This window comes from Streptomyces sp. NPDC051776 (assembly GCF_040681345.1).
GTDB lineage: Bacteria > Actinomycetota > Actinomycetes > Streptomycetales > Streptomycetaceae > Streptomyces.
The window spans coordinates 1-20,860 of the sequence record NZ_JBFAYQ010000054.1; the positions used below are offsets into that span (position 1 = coordinate 1).

Annotated in this window: 18 protein-coding genes, 1 tRNA gene and 3 pseudogenes; 8 read left to right on the forward strand and 14 right to left on the reverse strand. The window is 71.7% G+C overall.

Annotation, left to right across the window (positions count from 1 at the left end):
* Positions 1 to 311 precede the first annotated feature (311 nt).
* Entirely contained in the window at positions 312 to 1,289 is a 978-nt protein-coding gene (locus tag AB0M26_RS27905; RefSeq protein ID WP_365265178.1) for a sugar isomerase, read from the forward strand.
* Positions 1,290 to 1,632: 343 nt separating this feature from the next.
* Here the strand turns inward: AB0M26_RS27905 and AB0M26_RS27910 are convergent, their stop codons facing one another.
* A complete protein-coding gene (locus AB0M26_RS27910; protein WP_365265180.1) occupies positions 1,633 to 2,208 on the reverse strand; it encodes a TerD family protein in 576 nt (191 codons plus the stop codon).
* Positions 2,209 to 2,523: 315 nt separating this feature from the next.
* Between AB0M26_RS27910 and arfB the strand changes: the two genes are divergently transcribed.
* The gene (arfB, locus tag AB0M26_RS27915) at positions 2,524 to 2,949 is read left to right on the forward strand and encodes an alternative ribosome rescue aminoacyl-tRNA hydrolase ArfB (RefSeq protein WP_365265232.1); all 426 of its coding nucleotides are present in this window, start codon (positions 2,524 to 2,526) and stop codon (positions 2,947 to 2,949) included.
* Positions 2,950 to 3,109: 160 nt separating this feature from the next.
* Here the strand turns inward: arfB and AB0M26_RS27920 are convergent, their stop codons facing one another.
* Entirely contained in the window at positions 3,110 to 3,664 is a 555-nt protein-coding gene (locus AB0M26_RS27920) for a flavin reductase family protein (protein ID WP_365265182.1), read from the reverse strand.
* Between the two features lie 305 nt (positions 3,665 to 3,969).
* Between AB0M26_RS27920 and cdgB the strand changes: the two genes are divergently transcribed.
* Both cdgB and AB0M26_RS27930 read left to right on the forward strand, forming a co-directional pair.
* The gene (gene cdgB / locus AB0M26_RS27925) at positions 3,970 to 5,667 is read left to right on the forward strand and encodes a diguanylate cyclase CdgB (protein ID WP_365265184.1); all 1,698 of its coding nucleotides are present in this window, start codon (positions 3,970 to 3,972) and stop codon (positions 5,665 to 5,667) included.
* Between the two features lie 621 nt (positions 5,668 to 6,288).
* Positions 6,289 to 7,305 carry a carbohydrate-binding protein gene (locus AB0M26_RS27930; RefSeq protein WP_365265186.1) on the forward strand — a complete coding sequence of 339 codons (1,017 nt, stop codon included), beginning with the start codon at positions 6,289 to 6,291 and terminating at the stop codon, positions 7,303 to 7,305.
* 194 nt (positions 7,306 to 7,499) lie between these two features.
* Here AB0M26_RS27930 and AB0M26_RS27935 read toward each other — a convergent pair whose 3' ends face one another.
* The 5 genes and pseudogenes from AB0M26_RS27935 to AB0M26_RS27955 all read right to left on the reverse strand — a co-directional run bounded on the left by AB0M26_RS27935 (position 7,500) and on the right by AB0M26_RS27955 (position 12,337).
* Positions 7,500 to 8,405 carry a class II fructose-bisphosphate aldolase gene (locus tag AB0M26_RS27935; RefSeq protein ID WP_365265188.1) on the reverse strand — a complete coding sequence of 302 codons (906 nt, stop codon included), beginning with the start codon at positions 8,403 to 8,405 and terminating at the stop codon, positions 7,500 to 7,502.
* Positions 8,406 to 8,680: 275 nt separating this feature from the next.
* Positions 8,681 to 9,385: pseudogene (locus AB0M26_RS27940) on the reverse strand (PfkB family carbohydrate kinase); the annotation flags it as partial.
* Positions 9,386 to 9,721: 336 nt separating this feature from the next.
* Positions 9,722 to 9,937 (reverse strand): annotated as a pseudogene (locus tag AB0M26_RS27945) (PfkB family carbohydrate kinase); the annotation flags it as partial.
* A 241-nt stretch (positions 9,938 to 10,178) separates the two neighbouring features.
* Positions 10,179 to 11,405 carry an N-acetylglucosamine-6-phosphate deacetylase gene (nagA, locus tag AB0M26_RS27950; protein WP_365265190.1) on the reverse strand — a complete coding sequence of 409 codons (1,227 nt, stop codon included), beginning with the start codon at positions 11,403 to 11,405 and terminating at the stop codon, positions 10,179 to 10,181.
* Positions 11,405 to 12,337, reverse strand: a complete 933-nt coding sequence (locus AB0M26_RS27955) for an ROK family protein (protein WP_365265192.1) — start codon at positions 12,335 to 12,337, stop codon at positions 11,405 to 11,407. Before AB0M26_RS27955 ends, nagA begins: the two co-directional genes overlap by 1 nt.
* 493 nt (positions 12,338 to 12,830) lie before the next feature.
* On the opposite strand from AB0M26_RS27955, the gene AB0M26_RS27960 reads away from it, so the two are divergent.
* From AB0M26_RS27960 to AB0M26_RS27970, 3 genes and pseudogenes are all read left to right on the forward strand, one after another.
* Positions 12,831 to 13,451 (forward strand): GNAT family N-acetyltransferase, encoded by a 621-nt coding sequence (locus AB0M26_RS27960; protein ID WP_365265194.1) that lies wholly within the window; start codon positions 12,831 to 12,833, stop codon positions 13,449 to 13,451.
* Positions 13,452 to 13,594: 143 nt separating this feature from the next.
* A pseudogene (locus AB0M26_RS27965) lies at positions 13,595 to 14,059 on the forward strand (GNAT family N-acetyltransferase); the annotation flags it as partial.
* A gap of 340 nt (positions 14,060 to 14,399) precedes the next feature.
* Positions 14,400 to 14,897, forward strand: coding sequence for a hypothetical protein (locus AB0M26_RS27970; RefSeq protein ID WP_365265196.1), 498 nt, complete (start codon positions 14,400 to 14,402; stop codon positions 14,895 to 14,897).
* Between the two features lie 13 nt (positions 14,898 to 14,910).
* On the opposite strand, the gene AB0M26_RS27975 is transcribed toward AB0M26_RS27970, so the two are convergent.
* The 7 genes from AB0M26_RS27975 to ugpC all read right to left on the reverse strand — a co-directional run bounded on the left by AB0M26_RS27975 (position 14,911) and on the right by ugpC (position 20,542).
* Positions 14,911 to 15,264: a hypothetical protein gene (locus AB0M26_RS27975; protein ID WP_365265198.1), complete on the reverse strand. Its 354-nt coding sequence runs from the start codon at positions 15,262 to 15,264 to the stop codon at positions 14,911 to 14,913.
* Positions 15,265 to 15,324: 60 nt separating this feature from the next.
* Complete coding sequence (locus AB0M26_RS27980) at positions 15,325 to 15,948, reverse strand: pentapeptide repeat-containing protein (protein ID WP_365265200.1); 624 nt, start codon at positions 15,946 to 15,948, stop codon at positions 15,325 to 15,327.
* Positions 15,949 to 16,068: 120 nt separating this feature from the next.
* The gene (locus AB0M26_RS27985; RefSeq protein ID WP_365265202.1) at positions 16,069 to 16,644 is read right to left on the reverse strand and encodes a GNAT family N-acetyltransferase; all 576 of its coding nucleotides are present in this window, start codon (positions 16,642 to 16,644) and stop codon (positions 16,069 to 16,071) included.
* Positions 16,641 to 17,834: a 3-hydroxybenzoate 6-monooxygenase gene (locus tag AB0M26_RS27990; RefSeq protein ID WP_365265234.1), complete on the reverse strand. Its 1,194-nt coding sequence runs from the start codon at positions 17,832 to 17,834 to the stop codon at positions 16,641 to 16,643. Before AB0M26_RS27990 ends, AB0M26_RS27985 begins: the two co-directional genes overlap by 4 nt.
* A 67-nt stretch (positions 17,835 to 17,901) precedes the next feature.
* Complete coding sequence (locus tag AB0M26_RS27995) at positions 17,902 to 18,657, reverse strand: nucleotidyltransferase family protein (protein ID WP_365265204.1); 756 nt, start codon at positions 18,655 to 18,657, stop codon at positions 17,902 to 17,904.
* Between the two features lie 152 nt (positions 18,658 to 18,809).
* Positions 18,810 to 19,226, reverse strand: a complete 417-nt coding sequence (locus tag AB0M26_RS28000) for a hypothetical protein (RefSeq protein WP_365265206.1) — start codon at positions 19,224 to 19,226, stop codon at positions 18,810 to 18,812.
* 179 nt (positions 19,227 to 19,405) lie between these two features.
* On the reverse strand, positions 19,406 to 20,542 hold the full coding sequence (gene ugpC, locus AB0M26_RS28005; protein WP_365265208.1) for a sn-glycerol-3-phosphate ABC transporter ATP-binding protein UgpC: 1,137 nt from the start codon (positions 20,540 to 20,542) through the stop codon (positions 19,406 to 19,408).
* Between the two features lie 219 nt (positions 20,543 to 20,761).
* Between ugpC and AB0M26_RS28010 the strand changes: the two genes are divergently transcribed.
* A tRNA-Thr gene (locus tag AB0M26_RS28010) sits at positions 20,762 to 20,837 on the forward strand.
* The last annotated feature ends 23 nt before the right edge of the window (positions 20,838 to 20,860 follow it).

The window sequence follows — 20,860 nt, forward strand, 5'->3', positions numbered from 1 at the left end:
CCACGACGAACCGGGACCTGCTACCGGGCACTCCGGTGTCTACCCGGACGGGACTTCCACCCGCGAGCCTGAACCAGCTTTCAGGACGCAACATGCCCTCACCCTAGTGCCCCCTGCCGCCCTGCGCCCCGGAGCCCGCGTACCCTCCAGCCCCGCACACCCCCGGCTGATCGCCTCAACTTCCGCCAAGGTCCGTACCTTTGAACCACGGCCGGAAAGCCGCCCTTCCCTCCCCCAGGCCCGGCCTGCTATCCACGACGGGTGGCCGGTCCACCGACCCCGCCCGTACCGCACCGAAGGAGCACCTGACCATGGCGGAGCCCGAGCAGTCCCCGACTTCCCGCACCGCGGCCGAGATCGCCACCCAGCCCGGCTGCTGGCGGCGCGCGGCCGAGGCCGCCGCCTCCGGGAAGGGGCTGCCACGGCCGGGCGAGCGGGTGGCCGTGACCGGGTGCGGTACGTCGTGGTTCATCGCGCAGTCGTACGCGGCGCTGCGCGAGGCCGCGGGGCAGGGCGAGACCGACGCGTTCGCATCCTCGGAGTTCCCGCGGCTGGCGTCCGGGCCGGGGCGCGAAGGGCGGCTGTACGACCGTGTCGTCGCCATCACGCGTTCGGGTACCACCACCGAGGTCCTGGACCTGCTGGGGGGGTTGCGTGCCCAGCCCGCCACGGCCGCCCTGACCGCCGACCCGGAAACGCCGGTGATCGAGGCCGCCGACGCCGTCGCCGTACTGGACTGGGCGGACGAGGAGTCGGTCGTCCAGACCCGCTTCGCGACCACGGCACTGGCCTATCTGCGGGCCGGTCTGGAGGCACACGGCCCGCTTCCCGCCGGAGTGAAGACGGTCGCCGAGGCCGCCGTCGACGCCGAACTCGCCGTCACCCAGCCGCTGCCGGAGGCGGTCGTCACCGCCGAGCAGTGGACCTTCCTCGGGCGCGGCTGGACCTACGGGCTGGCGCAGGAGGCCGGCCTGAAGATGCGCGAGGCGGCGGGGGCCTGGACCGAGTCGTATCCGGCGATGGAGTACCGGCACGGGCCGATCTCGATCACCGGACCCGGGCGTGTGGCGTGGATGTTCGGATCGCTGCCCGAGGGGCTCGCCGCCGATGTGGCGCGGGCCGGCGGCACGTTGCTCGCCGACTCGGACAGCGCCACGGGGCCACGCGCCCTGGATCCGATGGCGGACCTGATCCGGGCTCAGCGGCTGGCTGTCGCGGTGGCCGAGGCCCGGGACTGTGATCCGGACCGGCCGAGGAACCTCTCGCGGAGCGTGATCCTCGCGGGATAGACAACGGGCAGCACCGCCAAGCCCGTTGAGGCGGTGGTGTGCGCCCGGGCTCGTTGGGCCGGGGGTGCGTACGCAGACTGTCCGGCCGAGCGCGGCCCCCTGTTCGGGCCGGTCGTCGAGGGGCCGTCTCCTTCGCCCGGGCGCCCAGTCCCCTTCACCCGCGCGCCCATCCCCCGGCACCTCACCGCGGGCAGCCCCGGCGCGCTTGTACGAGAGGGCCGGCCCCTGCGCGGGCCGGCCCTCATCCCCTGCTGCGTGTACCCGGCCGCACCGGTGCCGCCCGGCGGCGCGCACCGTTTCGGGGCACCGCCGTGCGGGGCGGCGTACGGCGGAGTGGCGTACGTCAGACGTTGACGCCGAAGTCCTGCGCGATGCCCGCCAGACCGGATGCGTAACCCTGGCCCACCGCGCGGAACTTCCACTCCGCACCGTTCCGGTAGAGCTCACCGAAGACCATGGCGGTCTCGGTGGCCGCGTCCTCGCTGAGGTCGTAACGCGCGATCTCGGAGCCTCCCGCCTGGTTGATGATGCGGATGTACGCGTTGCGCACCTGGCCGAAGTTCTGGCTGCGGGTCTCGGCGTCGTAGATGGAGACCGGGAAGACGATCTTGTCGACGTCGGCGGGCAGACCGGCCAGGTTCACATTGATGGCCTCGTCGTCGCCGGCGCCCTCGCCCGTGCGGTTGTCGCCGGTGTGCACGATCGTCTGGTCCGGCGTGGACTTGTTGTTGAAGAAGACGAAGTGGCCGTCGGAGACGACCTTCCCGCCCGCGTTGACCGCGATCGCGCTCGCGTCCAGGTCGAAGTCCGTGCCGGTGGTGGTCCGGACGTCCCAGCCGAGGCCGACCGTGACGGCGCTGAGGCCCGGCGCCTCCTTCGTGAGCGAGACGTTGCCGCCCTTGGACAGGCTTACAGCCATGGGATGTCCCTTTCCTCGTCGGAATCGTGCGGGCTCCGTGCCGGTGACGAAGCTACCGTCACCCTCCACAACGCCAGGACGGCATCGCGAGGTTCCACCCCGCTTTACTTTCTTTACGAACCTTGTGCGGCGGGGAGGACCGGCTCGCGCGCTCAGTGGACCGGGGTGCGCACGGTGGACCGGTGTGCGCACGGAGTGGCCCGGTGTGCGCACCGGCGGGCCGGTCGCGCCCGTGGCCGAGCGTTGCGGCCCCCGGCGCGGACCCGGTGGAAAAAGCGGATGCCATCGGCATCCGAGGGCGGGATCATGGAGGACATGTCCGGGCCCTACGTCATCCGCGGTTCGGTCTCCCTCCCGGAGGCCGAGCTCATGTGGCGTTTCTCCCGCTCCTCGGGACCCGGCGGCCAGCACGTCAACACCTCGGACAGCCAGGTCGAGCTGCGCTTCGACCTCGCCCGTACGCAGGCGTTGCCTCCCGTGTGGAAGGAGCGCGCGCTGGAGCGGCTGGCCGACCGCCTGGTCGCCGGCGTGGTGTGCGTGCGGGCGTCCGAGCACCGCTCGCAGTGGCGCAACCGCGAGACGGCAGCGGTGCGTCTCGCCGCCCTCCTCGCCGAGGCGACCGCGCCTCCGCCGAAACCCCGCCGCAAGACCCGTGTCCCGCGGGGCATTAACGAACGGCGGTTGCGGGAGAAGAAGCAGCGCAGCCAGATCAAGCGCGGGCGCGGCGGCCACGACTGGTAGGCAGGCCGCAGCCGCCGAGCCCCGAATCCGCGAAACCCCCGAAACGCGCCGCTGGGTCCTGTCTCCCGGGCGAAGCTCTGGGGGAGCCGTGCGACGCGTCGTGGGCCCGAGGTGCTGGACACCCACCGGGCCATGCTCTCCGTGATCCGGAACAAACGGCCTAGTCCAGCCGCCGGTACCGCCCCCGGAAGTAGGTGAGCGGTCCGCCCTCGGCGCTCGGCGTACGGGCCGTCAGCACCCGTCCGACCACCAGCGTGTGGTCCCCCGCGCGCACCCGGTCCTCCGTACGGCACTCCAGGACCGCGAGCGCCCCGCCCACGAGCGGAGCCCCCGCCGTCGTCCCGCGCTCGTACGGGATGTCCTCGAAGAGGAGACGGTCGCTGATCCGGCCCTTCATGGAGAACCGGCCGGCGATGTGGCGCTGGCTCTCCGACAGCACGGAGACGGCCCACAGCGGCTGACGCTCCAGAAGCTCGTCCATCCGCGAGTCGTTGCGAACGCTCACCATCACGAGCGGCGGGTCAAGTGACACCGACATGAACGCGGTCGCCGTCATCCCGACGTCCTCCCCCTGCGGGCCGTCCTCGGGGTCGAACGCGGTCACGAGCACCACGCCCGCGGCGAGCCGGGACATGGCGGCGCGGAATTCGTCGTCGCTCACCCCATCAGCATGGAGGATGGTCTCGGTGCGCGGGTGCGGGGTCTTGGGCAACACGCGAAGAACGCTAGCGGCCGCCTCCGCGGGGGCGCATCGGACCCTGGACCCAGCCGGGACCTAGGCCATACGGCGTACCTGCACATTTGGACACGGCGAGCCGGGCTGATTCCGAATTTGCGTTCAAGAACCGTAGAAGTCCTCCCACGCCAAACCCCAACCCATCACCACGCACTGTGACTTGAGTCACAGCAGGCGGTAATTGTTGACCCTGTGTACCGAGTGGGCAGCTCGCTGTGATTCAGTGGCCGTGGCAATGGATGTCTGACCCTGGATTTGCTGTCAGGTCTCGGGGGGTGCGAGCGATGGAGACGGAGTCGGAGCCCTACGTCCGGCTCGCCACCCTGCGTCAATTGCACCACGTCGTCGCGGACCTCAACACCGCCCGCAGCCTTGCCGACACCTTGCAGACCGTCGCCGACGGCGTCATCAACGGCCTGGGTTACGAGCTGTCGGCCGTCAACCTCGTACGCCCCGACGGGCACCTCGTCGTCGCCGCCGTCGCCGGCAGCGCGGGCGCGGAGGCCCTCATGGCGGGCCGGGTGGGCAACCGCACCGCCTGGGACCGCTGGCTCTCCATGGGCGAGCACTGGGGCGCGCTGCGCTTCATCCCGCACACCGAGGGCTGGGTGCTGGACGACGACGACATCCCCCAGTGGCGCAACGACGGCCCCGAGCCGCGCTTCGCCGACGACTGGCACCCACGCGACCGGCTCCTCGCCCCCATGTACTCGGCGGGTGACGAACTCCTCGGTGTGATCACGGTCGACCGGCCCCGCAACGGCCGCAGGCCGGGGCCGTGGGGTCGCGAGGCGCTGCAGATGTACGCGTTCCAGGCCGCCATCGCCATCAGCAACGCCCGGCTGCGGGCGAACATGCAGCGCGCTCTCGTACGGCTGGAGCGCGAGCAGCAGGCCCTGCGCGCCAGCGAGGAGTCGTTCCGGCAGGCCTTCGAGTACGCGCCCAGCGGCATGGCCATCGCCGAGATGGGCGGTGATCAGCACGGCCGCCTGCTGCGCGCCAACGACGCGCTGTGCCGCCTCCTGGGCCGCCCGGCCGCCGCCATGCGCCGCTACTCCTTCTCCGACCTGGTGCACCCCGAGGACATCGGCACCCTGCTGCGCACCTCGGCCGAGGGCGGCCGGGCCGAGCTGCGCCTCGCGCGGCGCGACGGCACGTATGTGTGGGTCTCACTGCGCAACTCCGTAGTGGCGGACACCGCCGACGGGCCGCGCTTCCTGCTCACCCACGTCGAGGACATCGAGGAGCGCAAGCGCCACGAGCTGCAGCTCGCGCACCGCGCCAGCCACGACTCGCTCACCGGCCTTCCCAACAGCGCCGAGCTGCGCGCCCGTCTCGGCGCCCGGCTGTGCAGCCGGCCGCCGCTGCCCTCGCAGCACGGGCCGAGCAGCCAGACCTTCGACGTGGCGCCGGGCGAGTTCGGCGGCGCCGCGTACGGCCCGCCGATCGAGGCGGAGACCGATGAACTCGGTTTCCGCTCGGACGCTTTCGACTCGCCGTTCCCCGGGCGGGCCGGCCCTCCCGTGGCCCCGCTGGACCACCATGTGCACGTCGTCGCGCCGCCCGAGGGCGAGGAGGACGACGGCACGAAGGGGCTCGCCGTGCTCTTCTGCGACCTCGACGGTTTCAAGTCGATCAACGACCGATTCGGCCACCACACCGGCGACGCCGTCCTCATCGAGGTCGCCCGCCGGCTCACGGGCGGCGTACGGGACGGGGACACGGTCGCCCGCCTGGGCGGTGACGAATTCGTGGTCCTCGCCGACGGCCTCGGGCGCGCGGACGCCCAGGACCTCGCCGTCCGGCTGCGCAACGCGATCATCCCCCCGATCCGGGTGGACGGCCGCGCCGTCCGGGTCGGCGCCAGCTTCGGCATCAGCTGGGCGAGCTGCGGCATGTCGGCCGAGGAGGTCCTGCAGTCCGCGGACCAGCGGATGTACGTGGAGAAGCGCTCGCGCTCCAAGGCCCGCCGCGCGGGCTGACGGCAGGCACCGGCCCACGCGCACGGCAGGACCACCGAACCGCCCGCGCGACAGGACCACCGAACCGCCTGCGCGACACAACCATCGGCCGCACCCTCCTGCGGGACGGAACCGCCGACCCTCCTGCGCGAGGAGCCACTGGCCCGCCAGCGCGACACAACCACCGGCCCGCCAGCGCGACACAACCACCGACCCGCCAGCGCGACACAACCACCGGCCCGACCCTCACCGGAACCGGAGTCCCGGGCCGAGCAGCGGAGAGCTCCGGCCGGGCACCGAGCCGCCACCGGCCCGAGCCGCGACCGAGCGTGAGACGCCTCACCCTCGACGCTCCGCCGCATGGGGATTCCCAGGCCGGGTAGGGGCGCCACAGCCGCGAGCGGGGGGGCGCCTTTCCCCGGTGCGGCAAGCAGGGAACGGGGTCCACCGCGACCCGGTACGCTCGACCGGTCGGCGAGGGTGCATACGGGGCTGCCGTGATCGCCGGTGAATCGACCATGAACATTGGCCATCCGGACAGCGGACGACCTGTCGGGGGCACCCCGACCCTGATAGGAGCTGTCCTGGCACTCTGGGTCAAGAGCGCCGGTGGTCCGCAACCAGTTGGGGAGTGACAAGGGGATGACGGCCGGGAACAACGGGACGGGCACACCGGACGGGTCGGGCACGCCCGAGAACGACGACCCATTCGCCTACCTGTACCGCTCGGAGGACGGTGACGGCGGCACACCGGCGACCGCCGCGCCGACCGGCGGCTACGGCTACCCCGGTCCGGCCCAGCCAGGCGTCCCCCGCACCTCGTACAACCAGGTCTCGCGGGTCGGCGAGCGCCGCTACGGGCAGGGGCAGTACGCGCCCGGCCAGCAGGCGCACGCCCAGCAGACCAACGGGCAGCAGGCGCAGTACGGCCAGCAGGCCAACCCTCACTACGCCGCCCCCGAGACGCTCCCCGGCGGGCAGGGCCGCTCCACGCCGCCCCCCGGTGACTTCGGAGGGCGCAGGGGCGGCCGCGGGCCCAACAACCGAGGCCTGCTCATCGGCGCGATCGCCGTTGTCGCCGTGGTCGTCGTGGCCATCGGCGTCGCCATCGTGACGAACAGCGGCGAGGACTCCCAGGGGAATGAGGCCAGCGGCACCGAGAGCTCCGGGCCCGCCGAGAGCGTCAAGCCCGGGACGGGCAAGGCGGACAAGCCGCTGACCGATCTGCCCAGGGAGGACGCGGCGAGCCTCCGCGTCGACAGCCCGGCGGCCACCGCCTCGGACTTCAAGGGCGCCAAGAGCTCAACGGGCGCCTATGTGGGGATGAACGGGCCCGGCGCCACGGCCACATGGAACACCAAGGTGGGGAAGGCCGGGCAGTACCGGCTGTACGTCCGCTACGGCGTGCCGGGGAAGAACGCCGACCTGACGCTGTCGGTCAACGGCAAACCCGACGCCCGGCCGCTGAACATGGAGAACTTCGCCCACGCGCCGGAAGGCGACTGGGAGAAGGGATGGGCCAACACCTGGGCCCTCGTGACCCTGGACAAGGGCACCAACACCATCAAGCTCTCGTGCGAGGCGGGCAACCAGTGCGAGGTCAACCTCGACAAGGTCGCTCTGCGGTCCAAGAAGGCCGAGGCCCCGGCGGGTTGGTGACCGGGACGTCTTGGCGGGCCGGGACGCCTTGGACGTCTTGGTGAGCTCGACGTCCTGGTCGTCTTGGTGAGCCGGGACGCCTTGGACTTCTTGGTGAGCCGGACGTCTTGGATGTCTTGGCGGGTCGGGACGTCTTGGTGAGCCGGGATGTCTTGGTGAGCCGGACGTCTTGGATGTCTTGGCGGGTCGGGACGTCAGCCCCGGCTGACTTCTTCGCCACAGGACCCCGGCTCCCCGCCGACCGTGCGCAGGAAGCGGTCCACTGTGTGGGCCATCGCCTCGCGCGCGGGCGCCAGGTACTTCCGCGGATCGACGACCCGCCCGTTGGCCTCCAGATACGCCCGTACCGTGCCGGTGAACGCCGTGTTGAGGGCTGTACCGATGTTGATCTTCGACATGCCGGACGCGACCGCGCGGCGCAGCTCCTCGTCGGGGACGCCCGACGAGCCGTGCAGCACCAGCGGTACGGGTACGGCGTCACCGAGGCGGGCGATCAGCGCGTGGTCCAGCGCGGCGGTGCGTTCGGTCATCGCGTGCGAACTGCCGACGGCGACGGCGAGGGCGTCCACGCCGGTGGCGTCCACGTACGCCGCCGCTTCCGCCGGATCGGTCCGTACGCCCGGCGCGTGGGTGTCGAGGACCGGCGCGCAGGGGCCCGTCGTGGCGCCCTCCTTGCCGCCTACCGCGCCCAGTTCGGCCTCCACCCAGATGCCGCGCTCATGACCCCAGCGAACGGCCTCCGCCGTGGCTTTGACGTTGTCGGCGTATCCGAGCCGCGAGGCGTCGAACATGACCGAGCCAAAGCCCTCCACGTGTGCGGCGTGGAGCAGCTCCACCGACTCGACGTGGTCGAGGTGGAGGGCGAGCCGTGCGGTGGACGCCCGCGCGACGGCAGCGGTGGCAGCGGCGAGGGGGCCGGGTCGGCCGCCGTGGAACTTCACCGCGTTCTCCGAGATCTGCAGGACCGCGGGCAGGCCCGCGGCCTCCGCGCCCGCGGCGATGGCCTCCGCGTGCTCCAGCGTGATCACGTTGAACGCCGCGACGGCACGGCCCTCCGCGCGGGCGGGAGCGACGAGTTCTCCTGTGCCGACCAGTGGCATGTGCCCCCCAGACGTGGGCCGTAGCGACCCTGTTGTGCCGGACGTCACAAGTCCGTGCCGGACGCCCGATGCCCGTGCCGGACGCCCACCCGGATGTCCCTACCGAACGCCACCTCCGACGTCCGCGCCGGACGTCCCTGCCGAACGCCACCTCCGACGTCCGCGCCGGACGTCCCTGCCGGACGCCACCTCCGCCGTCCGCGCCGGTTGTCCCTGCCGGACGCCACCTCCGACGTCCGCGCCGGATGTCCCTGCCCCTCGCGTCCCGGCCGCCGTCAGACCGGGACGTCCGACCGGTCCAGAACCTCGACCTGCGGGAGCAGGTCCTCGTACGTCGCGTGGTCGAACTCACCCGCCACAGGAGCCCGTACGGTCGCCGCGGACAAAGCCACGGCCCGCGCCAGGCGGTCCGGCCACGGCAGACCCTCCACCAGGCCCGACAGCAGACCGGCCACGGCGGAGTCGCCCGCGCCGGTCGGATTCCCCGCGAAGCGGCGCGGGGGCGTCGCCTGCCAGCTCCCGTCCGCGGTCGCCGCGAACATGCCGTCGGAGCCCAGCGAGGCGGCGACGGCGCGTGCACCGCGGCGGCGGGCGTCGAGCGCCGCGCGAATGGGCTCGGTGGAGCCGGTGAGCCCGACCAGTTCGTCGGTGTTGGGCTTGACGAGGTCGGGACGTGCGGCGATGCCGCGGCGCAGCGGCTCACCGCTGGTGTCGAGAAGCACGGGCACGCCGGCCGCCTGTGCGTCGCGGACGAGCCGGGCGTACGAACCGACGGGCAGCCCCGGTGGCAGGCTGCCGCACAGCGCGACGGCCGTGGCGTCGCCGAGGAGCGCGGTGTAGGTGCACAGGAAGGTGTCCCACTCGGAGCGGGCGATGGTCGGGCCGGGTTCGTTGAGCTGCGTGGTGTCCCCGGAGGACGCGTCGACGACCCCGACCGTGCGCCGCGTGGTCCCCTCGATGGACGTGAGCGCGTCGATGAGACGTCCGTAGCGGGGACGCGCCGCGGCAGGCCCTCCGGTCCCGGCGGCATCGCCCGGGAGGCGCTGGGGCGGGACGGACGACAAGGGCCGCTCGGCAGACGCTTCGCGAGTCGGGGCTTCCGGGATGGAGCCCCCGGGAGAAGAGGCGTCGACGACGTAGGGTCTGCGAGCGGAGGCTTCGAGGACGGAAGGTTCGAGGGCCGAAGCTTCGAGGTCGGAACATTCGAGGGCGGAAGCTTCGAGGGCAGAAGCTTCGAGGTCGGAACATTCGAGGGCGGAAACTTCGAGGGCGGATTCCGCCGACAGCCCCGCGGGCGGGGCGAGCGTGGCGTCCGCCGCGAGCAGCTCCCGCAGCTTCTCGCCCGTCGGGCCGCCCACGAAGCCGGTGACAACCGCGCAGTGGCCCAGCGACGCAAGGACACGGGCCACGTTCAGGCCCTTGCCGCCGGGCCGCTCCGACACTCCGGTCACACGGTGCGAGGCGGCGGCCTGCAGGCGCGGCACGCGATAGGTGATGTCGAGGGCGGCGTTGAGCGTGACTGTGAGGATCAACGGCTACCCCTCCCGTGATGTCGGTGGTGCCCCGTACTGTCTCGGACGCCGGGAACGACTGTCCCGGACGCCGGGGCAACTTTCCCGGACGCCGGGGCGACCGTTCCGGTTGCCGGGCGCCGCCCGGACGTTTAGTGGCCGCGAGCGCCGACCCGCCCGCGTCCGTCCGGGTGCGCAAGCGATCATGCCACCGCGGACTTCGGACGGGCGAGTCCTCTGACCGGGCCAATCCGATCCCGGATCACGACAATTCAGGCGAAAACACCCATTCCCCCTTGCGCATGACGCCGACCGGCCGGAAGTCCCCGTCCATGACCACCAGATCGGCATCCTTGCCCGGCTCCAGCGAACCGATCCGGTCGTACGCGCCGAGCAGCCGGGCCGGAGCCGCCGACATGGCCTCGACGACCTGCCCGACCGGCAGCCGGTCGACCGTGACGGCCCGCCGGAACGCCCTGTCCAGCGTCAGCGTCGAGCCCGCGATCGAGCCTCCCGTCACGAGCCGGGCGACACCGTCCGTCACATCGACCTCCATCCCGCCCAGCCGGTAGCGGCCGTCACCCTTCCCGGCCGCGCTCATCGCGTCCGTGATGAAGGCGACGCGGGAGGCGCCGGCTCGGTGGAAGGCGAGTTCGAGGACGGCGGGGTGCAGATGCACGCCGTCGTTGATCAGCTCGATGGTGACCCGCTCGTCCTCCAGCAGCGCGGCGATCGGCCCCGGTGTCCGGTGCGCGAGCGGCGGCATCGCGTTGAAGAGGTGCGTCGCCACCGTGGCACCCGCCGCGATGGCCTGGAGCGTCGTCTCGTACGAACCGTCGGTGTGACCGACGGCCGCGATGACACCCTGATCGGCGAGGAGCCGCACCGACTTCAGCCCGCCGGGCAGTTCGGGCGCGAGCGTCATCATTCTCGCGGACCCGCGCGCCGCGTCGATCAGCTTCCGTACGTCCGCGGGGTCGGGATCGCGCAGCAGCGACGGCTCGTGGGCGCCACAGCGGTTCCGGGCGATGAACGGCCCCTCGAAGTGGATGCCCGCGAGGTCGCCCTGCTCGACGAGTTCGGAGAGGGCGGACGCCTGGTGGGCCAGATTGTCGAGGTCGCCGGTGACGGTGGAGGCGACCATCGTCGTCGTGCCGTGGCGCCTGTGGGCTGCGATGGACTCCAGGGCCTCGTCGGCCGCCCCCGCGGAGAAGGAAGCGCCGCCTCCGCCGTGCACATGGATATCGACGAAGCCGGGCACGATCCAGTGGTCGCCGGGCAGGGCGAGCGTGACGGCCCGTCCCCCGGCCCCGGCATACGCGTCTCCGGCCGACGGCCCGCGTCCGACCGCCGCGGGCAGCGAAGCCCCGCCCTCGGGGCACGCTACGACGGTGCGGCCGTCGACGGCGACGCTGCCGCCCTCGACGACGCCCGTCGGCAGCACCACACGCGCGCCGGCGAGGACCTGGACTGCCTTGTGAGCCACCATCAGGCGGTTACCTCCGCGGAGAGAAGATCCCAGGCGAGCAAACCCGCGCCCAGGCAACCGGCGATGTCCCCGAGGGCCGCCGGGACGATATGGGGGACGGTCTGAAAAGTGATCCGGTCCTCGACCGCGGCCCGGAGCGGGGAGAACAACGTGTCTCCCGCCGCGGCGAGCCCCCCGCCGATGATCAGCGTGCGCGGGTCGAGAAGGGTGAGCCCGGTGACGAGGCCGTCGGCGAGAGCACAGATCGCCTCGTCCCACACCGCGCGAGCCCGCGGATCCCCGGACTCCACGGCCTTCGCGCATTCGGCGGCACCGGCCTCCGGGTCACCGCTCGCCGCGGCCCAGGCCACGGCCACGGCGGAGGCGGAGGACAGGGTCTCCAGGCAGCCCGCCCGACCGCAGCCGCAGGACGGTCCCCCGGGGCGTACGACGATGTGGCCGATCTCGCCCGCGCAGCCGTGGGCCCCGGCCTCGATCCGGCCCTCGATGCCGATCGCCCCCGCGATGCCGGTGCCCAGCGACAGGAACAGGAAACGGTCGGCGCCCCGCGCCGCGCCGAGGCGCCCCTCGGCGAGGCCGCCGGTGCGGACGTCATGACCGAGGGCGACGGGAACTCCGCCGAGACGCTCGGACAGCAGCGCGCGCAGCGGTACGTCCCGCCAGCCGAGGTTGGCCGCGTACACCGCCACGCCGCCGGCCTCGTCCACGATGCCGGGGACGGCCACACCGGCCGCGGCGGCGGGCTCGCCGAACCGCACCAGCCCCTCCTGCCGCAGTTCCTCGGCGAAGGCGAGGATCGACGCGACGACCGCATCGGGCCCGCGGTCACGGCCGGTGGGCCGCCGGGTCTCGTGGAGCAGCGCGCCGTCCGCCGCCACGACGGCGGCCTTCATGCCGGTGCCGCCCACGTCGAGCGCGATGACGTTTCTCACGGGGACAGTCTCGCCCGGGACGGGCAAGAGGTCTAGTCCACTCGCAAGTCCGTGCCGTGCGAACCTTCGCGCGCACGGTGATCGCGCAGCACGTGGGCGCACGGTGAGTACGCCGGCATTCCGCCCGGCGGACACTGGGGCGCGCGAGCGCGGGGACGCGGCGAACCGCGCTGGGCCGCGGAGAGCTCGTGGACGCGCCGAACCGCGACCGCGGGCCGCGACCGCACCGACAGGGGATACGGCGCCCGGCATGGGCCGCCGTGCGGCCGCGGGTCTGCGCACGACCGCGGGTCCGCTTACAGCCGCGGATCCGCGTACGACCTACGGTCTGCTTACGGCTGCGGTCTCCGTACGGCCTGCGGGTCTGCTTACGGGCCTGGGCTCAGGGGGCTGGGCGAAGGCGAGTCCGCGTACAGACCCGGGTACACGGGCGCGGCGGAGTCGGGGGAAATCCGATCGCGCCCGGTCGCACCAGCCGTTAGGGTCCGGCCCCGTGGAGATCCTGACCTTCCCGGAGGCGGCCACCCCGCCCGCCCTTCGCGCCCAGGTGCTCGAACTACAGGAGGAGGCCTGGCCGTACGAGGGCGCGCCCACTCTCTCCGCCGACCTCTCCGCCGACCGCCTCAGCCACGATCCGGCACTGAATCCCCGCACGATGCTGCTCGTCGACAGGGACAGCGACGGTGCGGGTGGGGGCGAGGGCACGGTGCTCGCCGCGCTCGACATCCTCTCGAAGGAGATCGTCCACGCCGGCCGACGCTATGCGGCCGCCGGGCTCAGCACGGTCGCGACCCGCGGCTCCCACCGCGGGCGGGGCCATGGGCGGCGGCTGGTGAGCGCGGCGCGCGAGGAGATGGCCGATGGGAAGACGGACGTGGGCTTGTTCACCTGCGCCCGGCCGTTGCAGGCGTTCTACGAGAGCGCGGGCTGGCAGGTTCTCCCCGGCACGGTCCTCATCGGCGGGACACCGGAAGCCCCCTTCCCCAGCGACAGGCCGGGTTTCGACAAGGTCACCATGGCGTGCTTCTTCTCGGAGGAGAGCCGCCGCCGGGAGATATCCTTCCACGACGCCCGCATCCAGTTGTACCCCGGCGAGATCGACAAACTCTGGTGACGGCAGCCTGCCGGCCCGCCCCTCGCCCCCGCGCACAATGCCGTACGGTCACGGGGGCCGGAGCCGTACGGACGCCTGCGCCCGAGCCGCACCGACACGCGCGCCGGGCGGACCGACCGGGCCCTCGGCGCTAGCGTCGACGCATGATCCTGGAACCGCTCACGCTGTTTGACGACGGGACGCACGGCCCCCACGGTCTGCCCGCGCCCCTGCTCGACGAGTTGACCGCGCTCTACCGTTCCGACCCGGTCTTCCAGCGCATCAGCGGCGACTTCCCCGACCCTGAGGACATCCGCCCCGAGCAGGTCGCGGCGAGCATCCGGGAGGAACTGGAGCACCCTGCCGCCGAGGTGCTGCTCGGCCGCGAAGGCCACCGGCTGCTCGGCGTCGCCATCACGCTCGCCGAGCATCCCGACCCCGACGACCCGGACCCGTGGATCGGTCTGCTGATGGTGCACGGGCAGGAGCAACGGACCGGCTACGGGCGGGAGTTGGCCGGACTGGTGGAGGAGCGGCTCCGTGCGGAGGGGCATGAAGGCGTCCGCTTGGCGGTACTGGAGAACAACCCGCGGGCGCTGGCGTTCTGGTCGTCACTCGGTTACGAGGTCATCGACCACCGGGAGGACCGACGGCTGCACCGCCCGTGCACGGTCCTGCGCAAGAACCTGCGTGGCGGCCCGAGCGACGAGGGCGGCCCGATGGGCGAAGGCGGTTCGGGCATCGCACGCGGTCCGGTGAGCCAAGGCGGCCCTGTCGGCGAGGGCGGATCGGGCATCGCACGCGGTCCGGTGACCCAAGGCGGCCCTGTCGGCGAGGGCGGATCGGTCGGCGAAGGCGGAGCCTTGTCCATGAAGGCTGCCCTGTCGGCGAAGGCGAATCGTCGGCAGGACAGACCCCGGCGGCTTCCCGGGCGTACGGCGGCGAAGGGACGGATGACACCATCGAGCCGTGATCGACCTCGGCTATGCGCTCTCGCCCCGCTTCCCCGACCCTCCGCAGACGGACTACCGGAATGCGGACGTACGCGCGCTGCGTCACGACCTGTTCTGCGGCGATGTGTATCTCGCCGACACGGAGAAGGACCGGGAGTTGTCCACAGCCTGGGGATGGGTGCCCGTGCTCGACTTCGCATGGGCCCTGTGCGACATCGTGGAACGGCTCGACCTCGACCCTCGCGGCAGCCGGTCACACCGGTCGCAGTACGCCGAACTTGACTTCACGGAGTCCGCGGACCGCCTGGTCTTCGAGCGCCACTTCGGGTGGGTCGACATCACGGCGGACTGGCGGCCCACCGAGGAACCGCCGCTCACGTTCAACCACGCGGCACTGCGCCGTGAGGCCCGCGACTTTCTTCACGATCTGATCGCGGACCTCACGGACATGCACGATGCCCTCGCAGGCAATCCCGTCATCTGGGACCTGCAAGCACGTTTCCCCCGGGTCTGAATCGGCATGACGTTCAGGCCCGCCGCAGGCGCACGGCCAGCCCGTGACCGATGGCCAGGTACATCACGGCAGGCAGGCCGTAATTGAGGAGGACGCGCAGCCCCTCCGTGTCCATGGTGAAAATGTCCTGCGACCATCCGGCGAGGAAATTCGCCATGCCATGCACGAAATCAACGAAAACGTTCGCCTGGTTGGCTTCCAGGAGATACAGCACGATCCACAGACCCAGAAATCCGGCGGCGATGTCCGCGATCGTGTGGATGATGAGCCCTGCCCGGTTTGCACCGGTGCCGGGCAGGTTCCTGCGGTACGCGTCGGTCCCGCGGTAGGGGTCATTTGCGGGTATGGGTTCACGGCTGTTGTCCATGCCCCCGCTGATAGCCGAACTCGACCACGGGAAACCACTTCCGCACCTTGCGATTCGATATCAGTCGTCGGGGCCCGCGACCCGTACACCGATCTGCGCGGCGAATGCCGGTGCCAATTCGAGAAGTTGGGTGGGACTGATCACCGCTCCGGCCAATCGGTCCACGCCACGTGCAATGTCCAATTCGACCACCTCCCGCAGATCCACCTCTTTCATCCGCGCACTACTGAAATCGACCTGCCGCAGTGTGCAGTCCCGGAAGACGACCCGCTCCAATTGCGCTCCGGCGAAGTCGGCCTCGACCAGCACACATCCCTCGAAGACCACGTCCTTGAGCGTCGCCCCCCGCAGATTCAGATAGTCGATCTTGCCGCCGCGCACGACGAGCCTCTCCATGACGGAACCGTGCATCTGTACCCCGCCCAGCCGGGCGTCGATCAGCGTCACATCGCGGAGCACGGTGCCCGCCAGGTCGGTGCCGATACCGCGCATCTCCTCCAGCTCGGTGTCGATGAACCGCGCCCCGGCCAGACGCGTCTCGTCGAGACCGCAGCGCCGCAGCGCGCAGTCCAGGAAGCGGGCGTCCCGTCCGTCCTGCCCCGCGAGGTCGAGGTCCGCGAAGAGCAGGCCCTCGTAGTCCCCCTCGCCCTCGAGCCCGCCCTCGTCGAACGGCTGCAGCTCCATACGCCTCTCCCTGTGCCTCTCCCGCTGTCCGGTCTCGTCGTACGCGCCCCCCATCCTGCAGGCAGCCACTGACAACGGCGCCGGCGCGGGTGCGCCCAGGGACGCGCACCGCGCCCGGGGTCAGGCGGGACGCCCGGCGGGGTCGTCCTGGGCCCCCGGGGCCTGGCCCGGCACATGCACCGTTTCCGAATCAGGCGCGGGTGCCGGGGCCGGTGCCGGCCCCGGGCTGGACGCTGCCAGCCGCGCCAGGGCGCCGCCGGTGAGGCGGTAGCCGGTCCATTCGTCCAGGGGCACGGCTCCGAGGGAGTGGTAGAAGCCGATCGACGGGGTGTTCCAGTCGAGCACGGACCAGTCCAGACGGCCGTAGCCGCGCTCGGCGCAGATACGGGCCAGCTCGGCCAGGAGCGCCTTGCCGTGCCCGCGGCCGCGGGCCTCGGGGCGGACGTAGAGGTCCTCGAGGTGGATGCCGTGGACGCCGGTCCAGGTCGAGAAGTTGAGGAACCAGAGGGCGAAGCCCTCGGTGCGCCCCTCCGTCTCCGCGATGTGGGCGAACGCCGCGGGCCGCTCGCAGAAGAGCGCGCGCCGGACGTGTTCCTCGGTGGCCTCCACCTCGTGCTCCGCCTTCTCATAGGCGGCGAGCTCGCGGATCATGGCGACGATGGCGGGGACGTCCCCTGGCGTGGCGGTACGGATCATCCGCCCAGGCTATGACCGGTGCCGCCCGCACCGTGCAGCCAGGCCACCTTCGCGCGCAGATCCTCCTGCGACAGCGACGCCAGCATCGTGTTCCGCCGCACCGCCTCCTCACCGGCCGGGTGGTACAGCTGCGTCCCCATCTCCCTCGACACGAGCTGCGCGCGGGCGGTGCGGTCCCGGCGGCCCCCCGCGTATGTCTCCAGGCGCCCCGGAACCTCGTCCCCACCGCACTCGTGCAGCAGCTCGCCCAGGAACACCGCATCCTCCAGCGCCATGCACGCGCCCTGAGCCGCGTACTGCAGCATGGGATGCGCGGCGTCACCGAGCAGGGTGACGCGGCCGTCGGTCCAGCGGTTGACCGGGTCGCGGTCGCAGAGGACCCAGCGCCGCCAGTCCTCGCCAAGCTCCAGCAGCTGCTGCGCGGTGTCGCCGAGGTCCGGGAACTCGCCCAGCACATGTGCGCGTTCGGCCGGAACCCCGGTCACCACCTCGCGCGCCCCGTCGTCCCGTACGGCGGCCAGGTTGAGGTACGAGCCGTGGCCGATCGGGTAGTGGACGAAGTGCCAGAGGGGCCCGGCCCACAACGTGACGGTGTTCCACCTGAGTTGCCCGGGCACCTGTTCCATCGGGATGACGGACCGGTAGATGGTGTGGCCCGAGACGCGCGGCTCGCCGTCACCGACGAGTTGACGCCGCACGACCGACCGGATCCCGTCGGCGCCGATCAGTGCCGCCCCTCTCACGCGCTCCCCCGTGCCGAGGACCGCCGTCACACCGGTGTCGTCCTGTTCGTACGACACCACCGGGCTGTCGGCGCGCAGCGCGACGCCGGGAGCGGCGCGGCAGGCCTCCAGTAGTGGCTCGTAGAGGTCGTTGCGGTGGACGACGACGTACGGGTTGCCGAACCGTTCGCGATACGGGCCGGTGAGCTGCATCGTGGCCACGCACTCCCCCGTCGTCCCGTCCATGAGCCGCAACGCGTCGATATGGACGGCCCGGTCGCGTACCGCGTCGCCCACACCGAGGTGGTCGAGGGCGCGGAAGGCGTTGGGGGCGAGCTGGATTCCGGCGCCGAGTTCGGCGAAGGTGTCGCGGCGCTCGAGTACGGTCGCGCGGTGCCCGTTCCGGGCGATGCCGATCGCAGCCGCGAGCCCGCCGATGCCGCCGCCGACGATGAGGATGTTCACGATCTCGTCCTCCCTCCGCCCGGCCGCGCCCGGGGGCCCCGGCGGGGCGGCTCTCCGTTCGGGTCGGGGCTCAACTCCTCGCCGCGGCCAGCTCCCCGGCCGCCTCGTCGAGGTCCTTCGCGGTGTCGATCGCGCGCCAGTAGGCGCCTTGCGGAAGCGGGAATCCGGCGAGGCGGCGCTCGCGCGCGAGGCGCGGGAAGGTCGTCCGCTCATGGTCGCCGCGGTCGGGGAGCAGTTCGGTGAAGGCGGCGGCGAAGACGTAGACGCCCGCGTTGATGAGATACGGCGACGGCGGGGCCTCGACGAAGTCCACGATCCTGCCGAACTCGTTGGTCTCGACGGCCCCCCACGGCATGCGCGGCCGGGACAGCGCCAGGGTCGCCAACGCGTCGCGCTCCTCGTGGAAGGCGGCCATCTCGCGCAGGGAGAAGCGGGTCCAGATGTCGCCGTTCATGGCGTACCAGGAGCGGTCCGGCTCCGGGATCGAAGCGGCCGCGTACTTGAGGCCGCCGCCGCGGCCGAGCGGTTCCTCCTCGACCACGGTCGTCACCCGTAGCGGGAGCCGGTCCGCCCGGGAGGCGAGCCAGTCCTGGAGGACCCGGGCGAGGTGCCCGCACGAGACGACGGCGTCCGTGACGCCCTCGGCGGCCATCCAGGCCAATTGGTGGCCGATGATCGGAGTCCCGGTCCCGGGAATCTCGACCATCGGCTTGGGACGGTCGTCGGTGTACGGACGCAGGCGCGCCCCCTGGCCACCGGCCAGGATCACGGCCTGCGTCGGGGAGGGGTGGCCGTCGCCACGGCCCGCGCGCTGCTCTTCTGTCATGCTTCGCACCTTATGCGCAGGCGCGGCACACAGTAATGCGGAGAAGCGAAACGCCGGGAACGAGGAACGGAGCCGGGGAAACGGCGCCGGGGAAACGGAGCCGGGGAGGAGAGCGGCGGACCTGCAGCGGGCCCGGACGGCGGGCCCCCTGCTCAGCTCGCGTCCTGCGCCACGCCGTGGGCGAAGGAGGTGTCGCACACCGGGCGGGAGAAGCTCTGCGCCTTGCGGGCGCCGTACTTCGCAACGGCCGCACGTCCGAGCGCGCGGGCGATCGACGCGCAGTGCCGGGCCAGCGAGGGGCGGGCCTCGGTCGCCTGCTGGAGACCGGTGAGCGCGTTGCCCGGGTCCTTCTCCTGGAGCTCGGCGAGCAGCCGCTCCCGCAGGATGTCCTGCGGCGCGCGGGACACCGCACGGGTGGAGGCCTTCTCCGCGGACGCGGTCAGCACTTGGGTGTTGGCGTCGGGCGCCGCCCACGGGACGCGGGCGACCGCGAGCGTCCCCGACAGCACGAGGACGACGGGGAGGACGAGTGCGAGGGTTCTGCCGATACGGCGGGCTGCGTGATTCACGCGGCGATCGTAGCGAGAGGTAGTGATTTGGCGACATTTGGTCACCCTGTCGAGCTACGGATCCCGAGCCGACCCGCTCGGCATGTTGACGAACAAAACCGAAATGCCGGAAGTACCCCGGATATACCGCGGCGCCGCACACCACGCTGAGCGGTGTGCGGCGCCACGAAGGAAGGGCGTCAGTCGGTCAGGCGCTCACCGGAGGACGTGGAGAACACGTGGGTCTCGCCCGGCCGCGGAACGACGTGCAGCGTCGAGCCCTTCTCCGGAACCTGGCGGCCGCTCACGCGCACCACGAGGTCCTTGCGGTCGCCGCCGACCTCGGCGGTGCCGTAGACATAGCCGTCGGCACCGAGCTCCTCGACGACGTTGACCGTGATGGCCAGGCCTGCGGGAGCGTCCTCGGATTCCTTCGACAGCGACCCCGCGGTGCCGCCGTTCTGCTCGACGACGTCGAAGTGCTCGGGGCGGACCCCGACGGTGACGGTGCGGTCGCCCTTGTCGGCCGCGGAGGACAGCGCCTCACGGGACACCGGCACGACGCTGTTGCCGAACTTCACGCCGCCGTCGGTGATCGGCACCTCGACGAGGTTCATGGCCGGCGAGCCGATGAAGCCGGCGACGAACAGGTTGGCCGGGCGGTCGTACATGTTGCGCGGCGAGTCGACCTGCTGCAGCAGACCGTCCTTGAGGACCGCCACGCGGTCGCCCATGGTCATGGCCTCGACCTGGTCGTGGGTGACGTAGACCGTGGTGATGCCGAGGCGGCGCTGGAGGCTCGCGATCTGCGTACGGGTCTGTACGCGGAGCTTGGCGTCGAGGTTCGACAGCGGCTCGTCCATGAGGAACACCTGCGGCTCTCGGACGATCGCCCGGCCCATCGCCACACGCTGGCGCTGACCGCCGGAGAGCGCCTTCGGCTTGCGGCCGAGGTACTCGGTGAGGTCCAGGATCTTCGCCGCGTCCTCGACCTTCTTGCGGATCTCCGCCTTGTTGACGCCGGCGATCTTGAGGGCGAAACCCATGTTGTCGGCCACGGTCATGTGCGGGTAGAGCGCGTAGTTCTGGAACACCATGGCGATGTCCCGGTCCTTCGGCGGGAGGTGGGTGACGTCACGGTCACCGATCCGGATGGATCCGCCGTTGACGTCCTCGAGGCCCGCGAGCATCCGCAGGGAGGTGGACTTGCCGCAGCCGGACGGGCCGACGAGAACGAGGAATTCGCCGTCCTCGATCTGGATGTCGAGCTTGTCGACGGCGGGCTTGTCGGCTCCCGGATAGATCCGGGTCGCGCTGTCGTACGTGACCGTAGCCATGATGTTGTGGTCCCTTCACCGGCAGGAACGTGCCGGACGATCCGTTGTAAAGGAGTAGTCCACCCGTGTGAACTGCCGGTGACGGTACCCTGCGACTCTGCGGTTTGTCAGTAGTCCATGGCGCGTGAAACCAACGTGCACGCCCCCGCTCACCTGCGCTGTCACCCGTCAGCCGACGACGTGGCTCGGGGCCCGGACGCTGTGTAGTCTGTACGCGCTGCCGCCTTAGCTCAGCTGGTAGAGCACCGCTCTTGTAAAGCGAAGGTCGTCGGTTCGAACCCGACAGGCGGCTCCATGCCCGAACAGCGCTGACGCCCC

Excerpts from the sequence above, each read along its gene's own strand:
- AB0M26_RS27905 (WP_365265178.1), top strand. The coding sequence starts at position 312 with ATGGCGGAGCCCGAGCAGTCCCCGACTTCCCGCACCGCGGCCGAGATC.
- AB0M26_RS27910 (WP_365265180.1), bottom strand. The coding sequence starts at position 2,208 with ATGGCTGTAAGCCTGTCCAAGGGCGGCAACGTCTCGCTCACGAAGGAG.
- arfB (WP_365265232.1), top strand. The coding sequence starts at position 2,524 with ATGTCCGGGCCCTACGTCATCCGCGGTTCGGTCTCCCTCCCGGAGGCC.
- cdgB (WP_365265184.1), top strand. The coding sequence starts at position 3,970 with ATGGAGACGGAGTCGGAGCCCTACGTCCGGCTCGCCACCCTGCGTCAA.
- AB0M26_RS27930 (WP_365265186.1), top strand. The coding sequence starts at position 6,289 with ATGACGGCCGGGAACAACGGGACGGGCACACCGGACGGGTCGGGCACG.
- AB0M26_RS27935 (WP_365265188.1), bottom strand. The coding sequence starts at position 8,405 with ATGCCACTGGTCGGCACAGGAGAACTCGTCGCTCCCGCCCGCGCGGAG.
- nagA (WP_365265190.1), bottom strand. The coding sequence starts at position 11,405 with ATGGTGGCTCACAAGGCAGTCCAGGTCCTCGCCGGCGCGCGTGTGGTG.
- AB0M26_RS27975 (WP_365265198.1), bottom strand. The coding sequence starts at position 15,264 with ATGGACAACAGCCGTGAACCCATACCCGCAAATGACCCCTACCGCGGG.
- AB0M26_RS27980 (WP_365265200.1), bottom strand. The coding sequence starts at position 15,948 with ATGGAGCTGCAGCCGTTCGACGAGGGCGGGCTCGAGGGCGAGGGGGAC.
- AB0M26_RS27985 (WP_365265202.1), bottom strand. The coding sequence starts at position 16,644 with ATGATCCGTACCGCCACGCCAGGGGACGTCCCCGCCATCGTCGCCATG.
- AB0M26_RS27995 (WP_365265204.1), bottom strand. The coding sequence starts at position 18,657 with ATGACAGAAGAGCAGCGCGCGGGCCGTGGCGACGGCCACCCCTCCCCG.
- ugpC (WP_365265208.1), bottom strand. The coding sequence starts at position 20,542 with ATGGCTACGGTCACGTACGACAGCGCGACCCGGATCTATCCGGGAGCC.